Raw genomic sequence first — 15,205 nt, forward strand, 5'->3', positions numbered from 1 at the left:
GCGCGCCCCCCCGCCGCGCCCCCCCGCCGCGGCCCCCGGCCCCCCGCCCCCGGGGGCCGGGCGGCGGGGGGCGGGCGGCGGGCGGCGGGGGGCGGGCGGCCGGCTCAGACCGCCGCTCAGCAGGCCGTTGCGGGCGGCGGGCGTTGGTCAGCCGTCGACTAGCCGGCCGTCGCGCAGGACGAGGACCCGGTCGGCGAGGTCGATCAGGGCCGGGTCGTGCGTGGCGACCAGGGCTGTCATGCCTCGCGCGTGCACCACCGCGCGAAGCAGGTCCATGATGGACCGTCCCGTCTCCGAGTCGAGCTGACCGGTGGGCTCGTCGGCGATGAGCAGGTCCGGTTCGTTGGCGAGCGCACGGGCGAGGGCGACCCGCTGCTGCTGGCCGCCGGAGAGCTCGTACGGGCGCTGGGCGGCGTGCCCACCCAGGCCCACCAGTTCGAGCAGCACCGCGACGCGCTCTTCGCGCTCGGCGGCCGGCACCTGCGCCAGCCGCAACGGCACGCCGACGTTCTCGGCGGCGGAGAGGATCGGCACCAGCCCGAAGGTCTGGAAGACGAACCCGACCGTGCCCCGGCGCAGCCGCAACAACTCGGCCTCCCCGGCCGAGGTCACCTCGTGCCCGGCCACCACCACCTGGCCGCTGTCCGGCCGGTCCAGCCCGCCGATGAGGTTCAGCAACGTGGTCTTGCCGGCACCCGAGCGACCGCGGATGGCGATCAGCTCGCCGCGGTTGGCGGTGAACGAGACGTCCCGCACCGCGTGCACGGCGTGCTCACCACGGCCGAAGGTGCGGCTCACCCCGCTGACCCGGACCACCTCGGCGGGCGGCACACCCGGCCCGCCAGCAGTCGAGGCCGCTCCCGCGACCGCCATGTCCTGATAGTTCACGCCCGTGCCTCCCGCTCCTCCGAGACCCGGTCACCGGGCCGTACCTGCACATGGTCGGGCTCCAGATCGAGCCGGACCCGCTCCTTCAGCGACAGCGCGTCGACGAACGCGGCCGGCAGTTGCATCCGGCCGTTGCGGTCCAGCACCGCGTACTCCTCGCTGACCAGTTCGGTGTTGCCGTCCGCGTCGACGCGCGCGGTCCGGCGTACCTCGGAAGCGGTTCGACCGTCGCGGATCGCGACGGTCCGGCGGACCTGGGTGGCGACGGCGTGGTCGTGGGTGACGACCACGATGGTCACGCCCAGCTCGGCGTTGATCGTGCGCAGCGCCCCGAAGACCTCCGCGCCGGTGGCCTCGTCCAGCTCACCGGTCGGCTCGTCGGCGAAGAGCACCTCGGGGTCGTTGGCCACGGCCACCGCCACCGCCACCCGCTGCTGCTCGCCGCCGCTGAGCTGACCGGGCCGCCGCTGCGCGCCGTAGCCCACGCCGACCAGGTCGAGCAGTTCCCGGGCCCGTTCCCGGCGGGCCCGCGCCGAACGCTTGCCCGCCAACTGCATCGGCAGTTCGACGTTCTCCTGCGCGGTGAGGTACGGCAGCAGGTTGCGGCCGGTCTGCTGCCAGACGAACCCGACCAACTGCCGTCGGTAGCTCAACCGACGCTTCGCGGAGAGCGAGAGCAGGTCGTAGTCGGCCACCCGGGCGATGCCGGCGGTCGGCGTGTCGAGGCCGGAGAGGATGTTGAGCAGGGTCGACTTGCCCGAGCCGGACGCGCCGACGATCGCCACCAGCTCACCCCGGTCGATGACCAGGTCGAGCCCCTGTAGGGCGACCACCTCCACCCCCTCGGTCTTGAAGATGCGCACCAGACCGTCGCAGACGATGTGGCCACGCAGGCGGTCCTGCCCGCCGGCCCGCTCGGCGGCGCGTTGCGCGGCCCGCTGCTGCAGGGAAGCCAAATCGGGCACCAGGGCACTCTGGGCGGTAACGGTCATCTCAGCTCTCCTCTCCGAGCCGGAGCACCTCGCCGAGGCGCAACCGGCGGTTGTTCAGGGCCTCGACGGCGACCGCGAAGCCAAGGGCGATCGCGCCGAGCGCGACCACCGCGACGACCAGCCCGGGTTCGAACGCCACCCGGACCGGCACTCCGCCGGTGAACGCGGACAGGCCGAGCACCGGATTGAGCACCAGGGGGAGCACCGCGCCGACCAGCGCTCCGGTCAGCACCGACACCCCGACCAGCGGGGTCAGCTCGACCAGCAGCAGCCCCCGCCACTGCCGGCGGGACAGCCCGAGGGTGCGCAGCCGGGACAGCACCTGCCCCCGGGCCCGCGCCCCGGCCAGCACGGTGAACGCGATGGCCAGCAGGCCGAGGACCGTCCCGCCGGCGGCGCCGCCCACGAACCCGAAGGCCAGGACGCCGTTCGCGCCACCGTCCGCGAGCTGGTGTCGTACGCCCGCCCGGGTGTCGACGGTGACTCCCAGTGGCCGTGCCCGACCGGTGACCGCCCCCTGCTGCTGGAAGCGCAACTGACCCTCGTCACCGGCCTGCCGCAGCGCCTCCGCGTCGAGCCGGTCGCCGGCGACGAGCAGGCTGGTCGGCGCCGGTTGGGTGGCCCGCTGCGGCAGCGCCTGCCAGGGCAGGATCACGAACCGGCTGGTGCTCGCCGGCAGCAGGGGGAAACCGTCCTGCGCGCCGGCCACCCGGAACTCGTACCGCTGGCCCTGCACCGAGACGAACACCGAGTCCCGCAGACCCGTCCGCGCCAGGTCGGCGGCGACGGCCGGTGACACGATCGCGGGCAGCGCCCCCGCTTCGGCGTGGGCGGTGCGCAACGGCTCCGGCACCCGGACGTCCACCCCGGACTCACCGGTCACCGTGGCCAGACCGGGACCGTCGACGAGCAGCACGGTGGTCTGGCCGATCCGCGCGTCGGTGCCGACCTCGTCGGCCGCCAGCCGCTGGTCCGGCTCGATGAGCACCGGTGTGGCGGCCTGGACGCCGGGCAGACCGTTCAGCGCGTCGACCGTGTCCGGGGCGAAGCGTTCCCCCCGGATCAGCGCGTCGGCGGGAACGACCTGTTCGGCGGCCCGGCCCCGGCTCGCGTCGACGCCGCCGGCGACGACCGCGCAGAAGGCCGCCGTGCCGATCGCCAGGACCACGACGACCAGCGGCGCGGCGACCGCCGACCGGCCGGCCCGTGCGGTGCCGAGGAAGGTCACGCTGCCGCGGGTACGCGCGGCGAGCCGACTGACCAGCAACAACGGCCACGGGTACGCACGCAGCGCGAGCACCGCCGCGGCGACCGCGAGCAGCACCGGCACCGACACGAGCAGCGGGTCGACCTCGCCGAGGGTGAGCCCGCGCCGGCGCAGCAGCACGGCGGCGAGCCCGGCCAGCACCAGCAGGAAGACCTCGACGGTCAGCCGGCGAGTCGACGGACGCATCCGGACCAGGTCCCGGCGGGCCGCGCCGACGCCCTGCACCGTCAGCGTCGCCAACGGCAGGGCCAGGGTGACCAGCAGGGTCACCACGGCGGCGTACGGCGCGGTCGGGTCGGGCGTACCGGGGAAGAGGGTGCCCAACCACCAGCCGACCGCCGCGGCGACCGGCACCACCAGCAGTGACTCGGCGAGGCTGCGGCGCGCGCCGGCGGTGGCCGCGCCGCCACGGGCCCGGATGAGGGCGAACTCCGAGCGGCGTCGGCGGGTGGACAGGGTCGCCGCGAGCAGGATCAGCCCGGCCAGGGTGGCCAGGACGCCCGCACCGACCACCGCGAGCAGGGTCCGGGCGGAGTTCACCTGGGCGGCGAACGCGCGCAGCGGGATGTCGACCGCCTGCGTCAACGTGAGACCGGGCGGAACGTGTCGCTGCAACTGTTGCAGGCCCTCGATCATCTGGTCGAGCTGGCGCGCGCTGATCCGATCCACGCCGAGCCGGTAACGCCACTGCGAACGCACCGGCCAGCCGGCCGCGGCCCCCTTGTCGAGGACCACCGGGGCGACCACGCCGACGCCGATGAAGGGCTGGCCGTCGCCCTCCGGTTCGACGACCTGGAGCACCTGCGGCAGACCGCCCCAGGCGCCACTCGCGCGGTCGACCGGTCGGAACAGCCCGGCCACCACCATGGGTGTCGGTTTGCCGCCGTCGTCGGGCTGACCCAGGTCGAGTCGGCTACCGACGCGCAGGTTGAGCTTGCGCGCCACGTCCGCGTCGAGAGCCAGCTCGATGGGTCGGCCGGCGACGTAGGTCTCGTTCGGCCAGGCGCCCTCGACGAGGGTGCTCTCCTGCTGGATGCCGGGCATGGCGCGCAGACCGAGGTGGACCAGCAGGTTGCGGGCCTTCAGGTCGGGACCGACCACCAGGTTCGGCGTGGTGTCCACGCTGAACCAGCGCTCGGTGACGGCGGACCGTAGCTGCGGTGGCATCTCCTCGACCAGGCTGTCGAACTGCTTGCGGGCTCCGGGCATGACCGGTGCCGCAGCGGTGTCGACCTCCCCGGTGGCGTAGTTGAGATCCCGGCGGTCAGCCGACTCGCTGTTGAGCTGCGCCCGCAGGCCCTCTTCGGCGAGCCGGTTGACCAGTCGGGGCACCCCGCTGACCAGCAGCGTGACCACCAGGGTCAGCACCGCCAGAAGCAGGAACTGCCCGCCGTACGCCCGGACCCGGCGGGCGGCCGCGCCGACGCTCATCGTTCTCCCCCGATTCGCAGCTGCACCGCCGCCACCCGCTGTCGGATGCCGGTGGCGATGAACGCGCTGAAGGCGAGCGCCGCCAGCAGCAGGCCGACCGCGGTCAGGCCGATGGGCACCCAGGGCAGCGCGAACGCCGCCGGGGGCACCGGCCGGCCGGCGGCCGGAGTGAGGATGACCAGCGGAGCCATGGTGGCCCCGACCACGGCGCCGAGCAGCAGCCCGACGCCGACGCCGATACCGGCCAGGAAGGTCTGCTCGGCCAGCAGCGCCCGGGCCAGCAGCCGGGGCGTCGCGCCGAGGGTGGTCAGCACGGCGAACTCGCTCAGCCGACGCCGTGCGGTGGCCCACACGTCGACCATGAGGCCCACCAGGGCGAGCAGTACCGCGCCGAGCGCGGCGGCGAGCATCCCGGTGCGTGAGCCCCGCCAGTACGGGTCGTCGGCGGCGGCCGCGATCTCGGCGCGCCGGTCGAGGACGGTGACGCCGGCCAGTTCACCGGCGGCGCGGGTGGCGGCCGCCGGGTCGTCGGCGCCGATCCACCACTCGGGTGTGTTCCGGACGGTTCCACCACCGCGGACCAGCGCCTCGACCGCTGCGGGCAGGTCGAGCAGTACGCCCTCCCCCGAGGTGGTCGGCACGGAGCTCAGCTCACCGATCAGCCGGGCCGGCACGGACGCGCCGGCAAGGGCCAGGGTGAAGGTGTCGCCGGTGTGCAGGCTCATCGCGTCGCGCACAGCGGGCGTCATGAGGACCGGAACGGGCGCGATCTGCCCGGCGGGCACGATGGCGAAACGGGTGGGCGGATGGAATGCGTACTGTCCATCGGGAATCGAGTCCACCGGATAGTCGGCGACGACGCCCCGCGCGCTGGACCGGGCCGGGATGGGCGGGTTACCGCCGGCGGTGGTGTTCCAGGCCCCGGTCAGCTCGGCGGGCCGCTTGGCGCCGTCCGCGCCGACCAACGTCAACCCGTCCACCTGGAGCCGGTACGAGTTTCCGGCGTCCGCTCCGCCGTCGGCCTCGAATCCGGCCAGTCGCAGTCGCGCGTCTCCCACGTCGGGTAGCCGCACGGTGAACGGCGTCTCCCGTCCGTCGCTGGTGGCGTCGACGGCCGGCAGCCGGTAGGCCGACCCGTCGCTGCTGGTGACCAGCAGCGACACGGTGACCTTCAGCGGGCGGGAGAGCCCGTTGACGGGCGTGCGAGCCGTACCGGTGATCGCTCGGGTGCCGGCGGGCAGTTCGGGGCCGCCGGGAGCGCCCCGGGCCGCGATCATCCGCTGGTACTGCGTCGACGCCGGATCGGCGCTCAGCCGGTCGGCGAGCCGGACGACGCCCCCCGCGCCGGCCGCGTCGAAGCCGATCACGGTGACGGGCAGGTCGCCGCGACCGACGCGCATCTCGTCGCGCCACACCGGCAGCGCCCGGCGCACGCCCGGCAGCGCGGCGAGTTCACCGGCCCGGGTCACCGGGGCGGCGCCGCCGCGCTCGGTCACCCGTAGGTCCGCGCCGACCGTGTGGCCGGCCTGCTCGACCTGGGACCGTTCCCCGGTGCTGACCAGGGACCAGGCGAGCGTGCTGCCGCCGACGGCGAGGGCGAGCAGCAGCACCGGCCCGGCGTGGGGACGCCGGCCGGCCTGCCACATGCCCAGCATGGTGGCGGTCCACGGTCGCCGGTCGACGAACCGTTCGGCGAACCGGGTGAGCGGCGGGAGCACCCGCAGTGCCAGCACCGCCCCGGCCAGCACGCCCAGGGTCGGGGCGGCGACCAGCAGCGGGTCCAGTCCGAGCCGGCCGTTCGAGCCGGCGAGCGGCGAGGCGTACCGGCGGAGCTGCACCCAGGCGAGCACGGCGAGTGCCACGAGCACCAGGTCGACGCTCGCGCGCTGGATGCTCGCCGACCGGTTCGGGCGGGATCGGGCGGCCATGTCGGCCACGTACGTGCCGGAGCCTCGCAGCGTCGGCGCGACCATGGCGACCAGGCAGCCGGCGGCCGTCGCGGCGGCCGCGGCCCAGATCAGGGTGGTGTTACCGCCGGCGGTGGAGAGTTCCGCCGCGCCGCCGGGCCGGACGAACCGCAGCGCCTCTCCGGCGATCACCGGCCCGAGCAGGGCGGCCGGGGCCACGACCAGGGTCGCCTCGCGGGCGGCCAGGCCGGCCAGTTGGCGGCGGGCGGCGCCACGGGCGCGCAGCAGCGCGGTCTGCGGACGACGGTCCTCGTGCAGGAGCGCGGCGACCAGCACCAGCGCGTAGCCGCCGAGCACCAGGATGAGCAGCAGCGGGGTAGCCAACGCGGAGCGGCCCACCAGGTCGGCTCGGGCGATCCGGTCCAGCAGTTGGTCGATCTTCGTGGTGACCTGCCCCGAGCTGCCCAGTTCGGCGGCCTCGGGCACCGTGACCGCGGCCGCGCTGACGGCGGTCCGTACGGCGGGCAGGTCGGCGGCGTCGACACCGCCGAGGTCCGGTTCGGCCAGCCAGGACGCCGTCACCGAGCCCGGAAAGAGGGTGGTGAAGTCGGCCGGGTCCAGCGCGAACGGCCCGTACGAGGTACCGGACCCGACGCTGCCCGTACCCACACCGGGGGCCAGCAGCCAGTACGCCTCGGTCGGGTCGCGGGGCCGCCAGGTGCCGGCGAGCACCACCGCGCTGGCCTTCTCGGTGGCGCGGTCCCGCAGCGGAATCCGCGCGCCGACGGTCAGGCCGAGTGTCGTGGCGACCCGCTCCGGCAGGCTCACCTGGGCCGGCTTCGCTCCGGCGCGGGGCCAGGCCCCGTTGGTCAGCTCGGCGTGCGCGGTCAGGCCCTCGAGAGTGGCCAGGTTCGCGAAGATGGGATCGGTGCCCTTGCGCGGCACCGAGCCGAGATCGCCGGTCAGTTCCCGGCCGGTGCCGTACCGCGCGGCGGAGACGGCGACCGGCACTCCGGCGAGCCCGTCGGCGAACTGTGCCCGCGCCGCCCCGTCACGCTTGGCGAACTCGGCGGCGTCGCGGCCGCCGGACCCACTGACCAACAGGCCGCGTTCCTCGACCGGCGACGCCGCGACCAACGCGCGTTGTCCGGCGTCCACCGCGCGTCGGTTGTAGTCCGACAGGCCGGTGACCAACGCTACGGCGACCAAGGCGGCGAGCACCGCGGCAAACAGCAGTCCCCGCGCCTCGCGGGCCCGCCTCCACACCAGCTTCATCCGACGCCTCCCCTGGCCCTGGTGGGCCGACGACCTTCAAGACAGGTCACCTACGGGGAAAGGTTCGCGCCCGTTACATGATCGTTATTACGAGAACGGCCGGCGCGGTCACGCGCCGCGTCGGGCCGCCCGTACGGCGAAGGCGATCGCGCCCACGACGAGCAATGCGCCGATGAGCTGGAGGCCCGGCGAGTCGTCGGCCCCTCCGTACACGACGGCGGTGACGCCGAGGGCGACGGCCGCGATGGCGACGACGTACCTCACGCGGTCTCCTCCTCGACCCATTCGAGGAGGTCTCCGGGCTGGCATTCGAGCACCCGGCACATCGCTTCGAGGGTGCTGAAGCGGACGGCCTTGGCGCGGCCGTTCTTGAGCACCGCCACGTTCGCCGGGGTGAGCCCGACGCGCTCGGCGAACTCGCCGACGCTCATCTTGCGCTTGGCCAACTCGACGTCGATCCGGACGACGATGGGCATCAGATCACCGCTTCCATGTCGGTCCGTAGCGTGGTGGCCTGCCGCAGCAGGGCGCGCATGACCACCATGAGGAGGCCCAGCACGGTGACGCCCACGGTCAGCAGGAACAGCAGGAGCGGCAGTCCGGGGTCGTCGGCGTTGAACCCGACGTAGAGGAAGACGCCCACCAGCACCAGCCACGCGGCGGCGATGGCCCAGACGATGGCGTCCACCCACTTCAGCGACGCCTCGGTGAAGATGCGGTCGTTCTTGACCAGGCTGAGCAGCTGCCACGTCGCGACGATCACCACCTGGACGCAGAGCACCCAGAAGACCGTCACGATCGTCGCCGGCCACCGGAGGTACGCGTCCTGTGGCGACTCCTGCGCCATGTGCGCGAACTGCCCCGGCAGCGAGAGGGTCTGGAAGAGGACCAGGACCCCGAACAGCACCAGGAGGAACACTCGGAGAGCGGACACCGCTCGACGTTCAACAAGCATGCATCGAGTTTCGCTCGTAACCTATCGAAAGTCAATCGGTACGACGATTGACGTGCGGCGGTGCCACGCGGATCACATCGGGGTGAGGAGACAGAACTCGTTGCCCTCCGGATCGGCGAAGACCTTCCACGGGATGGTGCTGTCGCCCAGGTCGATCGGGGTCGCGCCGAGAGCCAGCAGTCGCGCCGCCTCGGCCTCCATCTCGTCGTTCGGGTACGGGCGCACGTCGAGGTGGACACGGTTCCACCCCGTTTTCACGTCGGGCGTCCGCAGAAACTGCAGGTACGGACCCACGCCTCGGGACGAGCGCAGGACCGCGCTGTCGTCGGTCACCTTGTGCACGGTCCAGTCCGTCGCCTCGCCCCAGAAACGGGCCATGGCTCTCGGGTCCGCGCAGTCGACCACCACGGAGGCGATCGGGCCGGTGTCCTGGTCCGGGTCGTGCCAGTCCAGCACGCAGAACTCGTTGCCCTCCGGGTCGGCCAGGACGATCCACGACACGTCCCCCTGACCCACGTCGACGGGCGTCGCGCCGAGATCCTTCAGGCGCGCGACGACCTCGGCCTGGTGCGCCGTCGAGGTCGTCGCCAGGTCCACGTGTACGCGGTTCTTTCCCGTCTTGGGCTCGTCGGAGACGACGATGTCGATAAAGACGGCGACGGGATCGGGATAGCCGATGCCCTTCGGTTCGAGGTTGGTCACACCGGGCCCCTCGCTGGACATCTCCCAGCCGAGCACCTCGGCCCAGAACTCGCCGAGCGCCACCTCGTCCCGAGCCTTCATGTTGATCTGCACAAGCCGCGTCGCCATGGCGGCGATGCTATCGATGCTCGCGCGCCCTATGCAGCCCTATTCAGGTCGACCGCCGGTCACGCGCCGGAGGCCCGACCCGGGTCGTTCATCTGGCGACGGAACGCGAGGTACGCGGTCAGGTTCGCCAGCAGCATCACCACTCCGATCGCCGAGGCCAGGAGCCCGACGTCGAGGCTCGGCAGCGCGACGAAAGTCAGGGCGGCGAGCACGATGGCGAAGATGTTCAGGAAGGTGAAGGCCAGCACCAGTTCGTTGAGGAGGCGGGACCGGCGGTCCTGGAGGCGGCCGACCAGTTGCTGGTGCAGCGTCCGGACGAAGTCGAGCCGCTCGTCCAGCGTGGTGAGGACGAGCCGGAACTTCCACTGCTGCTCCAGCGCGTTCCACACGGTGCCGCCGGCCGCGTCGAGGTGCGCCTCCACCGACGAATAGCCGAGCCGGAACAGGCGGATGCGGTGGTAGCCGCCGAGAATGCGCTTGGCCTGGTCTTCCAGAGCGCTCATGGACAGGCCGCCACGCCCGGGGTCAATCTGGGACAGCTCCGCCGAGAGCACCGCGTCGTAGCGCAGGGCCGCCGCCCAGCAGACGTGATGCACCCCGGTCAGCCGGGCCAACAGCAGGGCCGGGCGCGACCCGAAGTCACTGACCACGGCCGTGGTGTGCGAGCCGACCCGCAACACGCCATCGGAGATGCCGTCGGGCGTGCAGTCCACGCCGTCCGGGCTGAACCGCTCGGCGATGGCCCGTCGGCGTGCCGGATCGCAGTCCGGATCGACCCGGACGGCGAAGGTGGTGTTGGCCCAAAGGACGAACACCTCGTCGGTACCGGCCGGCGCCGGCAGGACGGCACGCAGGAGCCGCGTCACCGCGGGCAGCATCCGCTGCACCGGCGGGGCGACCTCGGCAACCACGTCGCCGACGCCGCTGACGATGCCGTCCGGCAGTTGGTAGGTGACGCAGACCAGGCCACAGTCGACGTTCCAGAGGCTGATCCGGGCCGAGACCACCTGCCACGCGCCGGATTCCGTGGTGGGCGACAGCGCGGGATCGATCTCCTGCCCGGCGGTCCGCAGGACCTCCGCGCCACCGCTGATCTCCATCGTGGGCCGGGGCATGCTGCCGAGCAGGTCGTCGAGGAGCCGTTGACCGTAGGGCTGCAACGCCAGGTCGTCGAGGCCGTCGGTGACGCTCCACCCCGTGGGCACGTCACCCTCGGCCGGGGCCGGCGCGGAGAGCTGACACGGGAAGTAGGCGAGCACCCGTACCGACGTGACATCCGTGAGCATCAGCCACCTCTCCCCCGACCAGCGCCTTGCAGGGTATCGACAATGTCAACTGGCTCGGCCGGTGCGGATGCCACCCTGCGGACTATGTGCGGCGGTGGAATTCGTTGCGGCGCGGGAGCTGGTCGGGATCGAGCCAGGCCGGCGGCACGAACTCCGGGTGGCCGTCGTCGCCGAGTCGCACCACCCAGTCGGTCTGGTGGGCGTGCCGGTGGTGGTGGCCGCAGAGCAGGACGGCGTTGTCGAGGCTGGTCGGTCCGCCGTCGGCCCAGTGGCGGATGTGGTGGGCGGCGCACCAGCGCGGCGGCCGGTCGCAGCTCGGGAACGCGCAGCCCCCGTCGCGCAGCACCAGTGCCCGGCGCAGCGGCCCGGTGACGAGTCGTCGTTGCCGGCCGACATCGAGGACCTGACCGCCACCGCCGAGTACGGCCGGCAGGATGGCGGCGTCGCAGGCCAGCCGCCGCACCGTGTCGGGGGTGAGCCGCAGGCCGACGTCGAGCGTGCCCGCGCCCAACTGCCGGGTCAGCCCGTCGAAGCTGGTGGTGACGACGAGCTGCGCGGGGTCGCCGCCGGTCTCGGGCAGCTCGCCGGTGCGCAGCGCCAGTCGGCACACGTCCGCGAGGGCATCGTGGCGACGCTGACCAGCGCAGCGGTTGTCGTCCGGCCCGGCGGGCGCGCTCAGCGGGTCGATGGCGGCGCGGAGCAGCGCGGCGGCCTCGGCGTCGAGGATGCCGCTGAGCCGGAGCCGCCCACCGGTCTGCTCGGAGACGGTGACGTGCCGGTCGCGGGCCGCCCGGGCGTCCTCGGCGGCCAGGGCTGCCGCGTCGGCGGCGTCGGCTAGACCGGGAGCGACGTGATCGAGGATGCGGGTGCCCATCCGCCGCAGCAGCGTCGGATCGAACTGCCCCGCCCACTCGACGAGCACCCCGACCGCCTTGTCGGCCACCTCCGCACCCGCCACGGCTGACACCGTGGCGGCCGTGTCGGCGATGACCCGGGCCTGCTCCACGCTGACCGTGCCGTCCGTCAGCGCCTGGCGCACACCTGGCGGCGCGACGTCGACCGAGGCCGCGAGGGCGACCAGCCGGCGCGCGGCGGCGATGTCGACTCGCAGCCGCTCACGCAGCCACACCGCCGTCGAGGACGCCCCCTGCGCGACAGCCGTGCCCCGACCGTCCAACTCACGGATCGCCGCCAACTGCACCGCCGCCAGCCGCTGCGTCAGCCGGTGGCTGGCGTCGAGCGCCGCGATCAGATCGTGGTCAGCGAGGGCCCAGACGGCGGTGTCGGCACACGCCGCCACCGCCCGGTCCGCCCGCGCCAGCTCATCGAGCACAGGCAAATTCTAGAACAGGTGTACGACAAGAACGCGCCGCCGCGTTCGCGACGTGCGCCGCCGATCGGTCAACTGGTCGTGGACTCCGGACGGTACTTCCTGATCCACGCCTCGACGTCCGACCTCCGCCAGACCTTGCCCATCGCCAGCACGGCGACCGGCTCCGGGAAGTTGCGCTGGTTGGCGATGACCGACGCGCGCTGCCGCGACACGTTCCCGAGCATCACCCGGATCTCCGCTACGCCAACCAAGTCCACACGTTGACGATGACAGCGGCGCTGTCCGCCCACTCCGACAACTACGCAGGCTGTTGACACCGGCAACAGCATCACCCACGATGGGGTGATGCCTTCGCCGAACGAGCCGCCGGTCCCGTACGTCCAGCGGAGAGCGATCCGCCCGCACACGCCGATGCGCCCGCTGTGGTTGTGCCGCGTCTGCGCGGCCGCCTGGCCGTGCCCGCCGGCCCGACTGCTGCTGACGATGCAGTACCGGCGGGATCGGGTGGGGTTGTCGGTCTACCTGGCGAGCCAGTTGTTCGAGGCGACGGCCGACCTGCTCAAGCTGAACCCGGACGCGGTACCCGACCCTCGGGAGCTGTTCGACAGGTTTGTGGCGTGGACGGCTCGGCCGCCCTCGTGACGACGGACCTAGCCGTCCTCGGGGGTGCGCTTGGCGCGGCTGGGCTGCACCCGCTTGGGTTCGCCGGGCATCTTCGGGGAGCCGAGCCTCTAGCCTTATGCGCTCGGGGCACTTGACCAGGTAGGACGCAACCCGACGACGAGCGTAGACGCGGAGATTATCCGGCGAGTTTCACGCTCTCCAGGAGGCGTTCGTGTCCACCCAGCGTACCCGCGTTCCCCGCCCCGTCGCCCAGGTCTTCGTCGCGCTCGCCGTGGCGCTGGTCGCCGGGGTCGCGTTCGTCCTCGGCATGGCCGCGATGCTCGGCCTCACCTGGGATCCCCGTGGGTCCGTGATCGTCGCCATCGCCGCAGTTTGGATCCCGCAGACCCTGATCACTGCCGCTCGACACCGGCGGAACTGACCCCATAAGGCGGGCCGGGCAGGAGTTGGCGCTCCTGTGCTCCCGGCCCTTGATCGCCCCGTGGAGGCGACCCATGAGCAACCTACCGTTCACCGTGCCCGCGTGCGACCAGCCGGCCACCGGGCGCATCGAGATCTACAGCCCCGACCCCGCCGGTGACGCCTTCGGCTCGCTCGACGCGTCGGTCTACGCCTGCGGCTCCCACGCCGGCGGCGTCATCGAGGCGGCGTCGACGGTCGACCTGACCGCGTACCCGATCGAGATCGCGCCCGGCGTCGAGCGGACGTGCGGCGAGTTCTACGTCTACCGCACCGGCAACTTCGGCGGCGACCAGTGAGCGCCCGCCGCGCCCGCCTCAAGCGGTGGGACCAGTGGAACCGCCGGCCGGCCCGGGTGGCGCTGAACAGCCGCTCGCGCCGCCAGCGGTTCACGGGCTCCGACCTGGACGCGGTCGCCGACACCTCGCTTCAGGCTGGCCGCCTGTGGGGTCACCGCGACGGCGAGCGGGATCTGTACGACGCCCTGGCGTGTGACTTCCTGGAGCGACCCGACGCGTCCCCTGACGACATCCTCGACCTGGCCGCGCACATCGGCGGCCAGGCGATGCAGCGGCAGCTCGACGACTTCCTGATGGTCGCGGCGGCGGCCGAGGCGGACCCGGAGGGCGTGCGCCGTCTCGCCGAGCAGCTCCTCGACGGCGACGAGGATCGGGCGCTGTGGGACTCCGTCCCGCCGGCCACCGACGACCTGCTCGACGTCGCCGAGTCCGCCGGGGTCACTCCGGGCCGGGCGGCGGAAGAGGCCCGGTGGTGGTCCGAGACGCCGCCGGCCGCCGACTCCACGGTGGTCGACCTTGAGGCCTGGTTGCGCGAGCGCGGCCGGTGGATCGAGAACTTCCGCGAGCACGGCGAGTGGCCCGAGAACGGGGACGCGAAGTGAGGCGGGCGAGGGTCCACCCGCGCTGGTGCCACCCGTCGGAGTGCAGCGCGACCGCCACGGGGAGCGGGTCGCACGGCTCGCGGTTCTTCCACGTGGACGAGCTGCTGACTGTGCAGATCATCAAGCCGGAGTGGGTCGGCCGTCCGACGATCCACCTCGCCGCGTGGAACCCGGGCGACGTGCCCTCGGCCGGCGCCGAGCCCCGCGAACTCATCACCCTCACCATCGAGCGGGCCGGTCTGCTCGTGAACACGGTGGCTGACGCTCTTGAGCGAATCGGGGGTGGCAACTGATGACCGCGCCCGCCATCAACGGCACCCGCTACCCGCAGCCCGTCGACGAGCTGCTGCCGGCGGCGCGCGAGATCGCCGAAGATCTGGGCGAGGTGCCGGCCCGCAACGAGCTGATGCGCCGGTTCCGTATCGGCGCCCCGAAGGCGCAGGAGTTGCGGGCTCGCCTGCTCGACGGGGGGTTGCGGGACACCGGGCCGGACGCGGGGCTACCTGCCGAGCCTGGACCGGACCTGCGGCCGGTGTTCGTCGCGCCCGCCGGGGCGTCCCCGAACTCGGGGACGGGTTCGGGCCCTGCCGTAACGGCGGTATCTGCCGAGCCGTCGCCGCAGGTCGCGCCGGTCGGACACCCGGGTACCCCGGCGGACCGCAAGCAGCTTCTGCGGGTCCGCTGGGCGGTCCGGGCGGTGCTCGCTCTCGGGGTGGCGGCGTCGATCGCCGGCAACGTGCTGCACGCCCGGGACGAGCTGATCTCGCAGGTCATCTCGGCGTGGTCGCCGCTGGCCCTGCTGCTGACCGTCGAACTCATCTCCCGGGTGCCGGTGTATCGACGGCACCTTGCCGTGGCCCGGTGGATCGCCACGGCGGTCATCGCCGGCATCGCCGCGTGGGTCAGCTACTGGCACATGGCGGCGGTCGCCTCCCGGTACGGGGAGACCGGCGGTGCCCAGTACCTGCTTCCCCTGTCGGTCGACGGCCTGGTGGTCGTCGCCTCGATCTGCCTCGTCGAGCTGGGCGGCCGGATCGCCTCAGCCCGACGCAACCACCCAACACAGGAGGTCTGACC

The 15,205-nt window shown here is 73.1% G+C and carries 17 protein-coding genes; 6 read left to right on the top strand and 11 right to left on the bottom strand.

Annotated elements, in window-relative coordinates; all coding sequences use genetic code 11:
* Positions 1-147: 147 nt before the first annotated feature.
* The 11 genes from AB0J36_RS15400 to AB0J36_RS15450 form a co-directional block, all read right to left on the bottom strand.
* Positions 148-873, bottom strand: a complete 726-nt coding sequence (locus AB0J36_RS15400; RefSeq protein WP_357171581.1) for an ABC transporter ATP-binding protein — start codon at positions 871-873, stop codon at positions 148-150.
* Positions 874-884: 11 nt separating this feature from the next.
* Positions 885-1,880 carry an ABC transporter ATP-binding protein gene (locus AB0J36_RS15405; RefSeq protein WP_357171279.1) on the bottom strand — a complete coding sequence of 332 codons (996 nt, stop codon included), beginning with the start codon at positions 1,878-1,880 and terminating at the stop codon, positions 885-887.
* A 1-nt stretch (position 1,881) separates the two neighbouring features.
* Positions 1,882-4,578, bottom strand: coding sequence for an FtsX-like permease family protein (locus AB0J36_RS15410; protein WP_363660755.1), 2,697 nt, complete (start codon positions 4,576-4,578; stop codon positions 1,882-1,884).
* Positions 4,575-7,760, bottom strand: coding sequence for an ABC transporter permease (locus tag AB0J36_RS15415; RefSeq protein ID WP_363660756.1), 3,186 nt, complete (start codon positions 7,758-7,760; stop codon positions 4,575-4,577). Before AB0J36_RS15415 ends, AB0J36_RS15410 begins: the two co-directional genes overlap by 4 nt.
* A gap of 108 nt (positions 7,761-7,868) precedes the next feature.
* Positions 7,869-8,024, bottom strand: coding sequence for a hypothetical protein (locus tag AB0J36_RS15420; protein WP_357122834.1), 156 nt, complete (start codon positions 8,022-8,024; stop codon positions 7,869-7,871).
* On the bottom strand, positions 8,021-8,236 hold the full coding sequence (locus AB0J36_RS15425; protein WP_355051732.1) for a helix-turn-helix transcriptional regulator: 216 nt from the start codon (positions 8,234-8,236) through the stop codon (positions 8,021-8,023). Before AB0J36_RS15425 ends, AB0J36_RS15420 begins: the two co-directional genes overlap by 4 nt.
* On the bottom strand, positions 8,236-8,694 hold the full coding sequence (locus AB0J36_RS15430) for a DUF2975 domain-containing protein (RefSeq protein ID WP_355051731.1): 459 nt from the start codon (positions 8,692-8,694) through the stop codon (positions 8,236-8,238). Before AB0J36_RS15430 ends, AB0J36_RS15425 begins: the two co-directional genes overlap by 1 nt.
* A gap of 93 nt (positions 8,695-8,787) precedes the next feature.
* Positions 8,788-9,525 (bottom strand): VOC family protein, encoded by a 738-nt coding sequence (locus tag AB0J36_RS15435; RefSeq protein WP_357122828.1) that lies wholly within the window; start codon positions 9,523-9,525, stop codon positions 8,788-8,790.
* 59 nt (positions 9,526-9,584) lie between these two features.
* Entirely contained in the window at positions 9,585-10,811 is a 1,227-nt protein-coding gene (locus AB0J36_RS15440) for a hypothetical protein (protein ID WP_357171272.1), read from the bottom strand.
* A gap of 82 nt (positions 10,812-10,893) precedes the next feature.
* Positions 10,894-12,144, bottom strand: coding sequence for a DUF222 domain-containing protein (locus tag AB0J36_RS15445; protein WP_363660757.1), 1,251 nt, complete (start codon positions 12,142-12,144; stop codon positions 10,894-10,896).
* Between the two features lie 68 nt (positions 12,145-12,212).
* A complete protein-coding gene (locus tag AB0J36_RS15450; RefSeq protein ID WP_357393560.1) occupies positions 12,213-12,401 on the bottom strand; it encodes a hypothetical protein in 189 nt (62 codons plus the stop codon).
* Positions 12,402-12,489: 88 nt separating this feature from the next.
* Between AB0J36_RS15450 and AB0J36_RS15455 the strand changes: the two genes are divergently transcribed.
* The 6 genes from AB0J36_RS15455 (at position 12,490) to AB0J36_RS15480 (ending at position 15,203) form a co-directional block, all read left to right on the top strand.
* Complete coding sequence (locus tag AB0J36_RS15455) at positions 12,490-12,786, top strand: hypothetical protein (RefSeq protein ID WP_363660758.1); 297 nt, start codon at positions 12,490-12,492, stop codon at positions 12,784-12,786.
* Between the two features lie 193 nt (positions 12,787-12,979).
* Positions 12,980-13,189 (top strand): hypothetical protein, encoded by a 210-nt coding sequence (locus tag AB0J36_RS15460; RefSeq protein WP_363660759.1) that lies wholly within the window; start codon positions 12,980-12,982, stop codon positions 13,187-13,189.
* Positions 13,190-13,262: 73 nt separating this feature from the next.
* Positions 13,263-13,526 carry a hypothetical protein gene (locus tag AB0J36_RS15465; RefSeq protein ID WP_363660760.1) on the top strand — a complete coding sequence of 88 codons (264 nt, stop codon included), beginning with the start codon at positions 13,263-13,265 and terminating at the stop codon, positions 13,524-13,526.
* Positions 13,523-14,128, top strand: coding sequence for a hypothetical protein (locus AB0J36_RS15470; protein WP_363660761.1), 606 nt, complete (start codon positions 13,523-13,525; stop codon positions 14,126-14,128). The genes AB0J36_RS15465 and AB0J36_RS15470 overlap by 4 nt, the downstream gene beginning before the upstream one ends.
* 92 nt (positions 14,129-14,220) lie before the next feature.
* Positions 14,221-14,421: a hypothetical protein gene (locus AB0J36_RS15475; RefSeq protein ID WP_363660762.1), complete on the top strand. Its 201-nt coding sequence runs from the start codon at positions 14,221-14,223 to the stop codon at positions 14,419-14,421.
* Positions 14,421-15,203 carry a DUF2637 domain-containing protein gene (locus tag AB0J36_RS15480; RefSeq protein WP_363660763.1) on the top strand — a complete coding sequence of 261 codons (783 nt, stop codon included), beginning with the start codon at positions 14,421-14,423 and terminating at the stop codon, positions 15,201-15,203. Before AB0J36_RS15475 ends, AB0J36_RS15480 begins: the two co-directional genes overlap by 1 nt.
* Positions 15,204-15,205 lie beyond the last annotated feature (2 nt).

Source organism: Micromonospora sp. NPDC049662 (genome assembly GCF_040675055.1).
Taxonomy (GTDB): Bacteria; Actinomycetota; Actinomycetes; order Mycobacteriales; family Micromonosporaceae; genus Micromonospora.

Coding starts and splice junctions, on each gene's coding strand:
- AB0J36_RS15400 (WP_357171581.1), bottom strand. CDS start 873: ATGGCGGTCGCGGGAGCGGCCTCGACTGCTGGCGGGCCGGGTGTGCCG.
- AB0J36_RS15405 (WP_357171279.1), bottom strand. CDS start 1,880: ATGACCGTTACCGCCCAGAGTGCCCTGGTGCCCGATTTGGCTTCCCTG.
- AB0J36_RS15410 (WP_363660755.1), bottom strand. CDS start 4,578: ATGAGCGTCGGCGCGGCCGCCCGCCGGGTCCGGGCGTACGGCGGGCAG.
- AB0J36_RS15415 (WP_363660756.1), bottom strand. CDS start 7,760: ATGAAGCTGGTGTGGAGGCGGGCCCGCGAGGCGCGGGGACTGCTGTTT.
- AB0J36_RS15425 (WP_355051732.1), bottom strand. CDS start 8,236: ATGCCCATCGTCGTCCGGATCGACGTCGAGTTGGCCAAGCGCAAGATG.
- AB0J36_RS15435 (WP_357122828.1), bottom strand. CDS start 9,525: ATGGCGACGCGGCTTGTGCAGATCAACATGAAGGCTCGGGACGAGGTG.
- AB0J36_RS15440 (WP_357171272.1), bottom strand. CDS start 10,811: ATGCTCACGGATGTCACGTCGGTACGGGTGCTCGCCTACTTCCCGTGT.
- AB0J36_RS15455 (WP_363660758.1), top strand. CDS start 12,490: ATGCCTTCGCCGAACGAGCCGCCGGTCCCGTACGTCCAGCGGAGAGCG.
- AB0J36_RS15465 (WP_363660760.1), top strand. CDS start 13,263: ATGAGCAACCTACCGTTCACCGTGCCCGCGTGCGACCAGCCGGCCACC.
- AB0J36_RS15480 (WP_363660763.1), top strand. CDS start 14,421: ATGACCGCGCCCGCCATCAACGGCACCCGCTACCCGCAGCCCGTCGAC.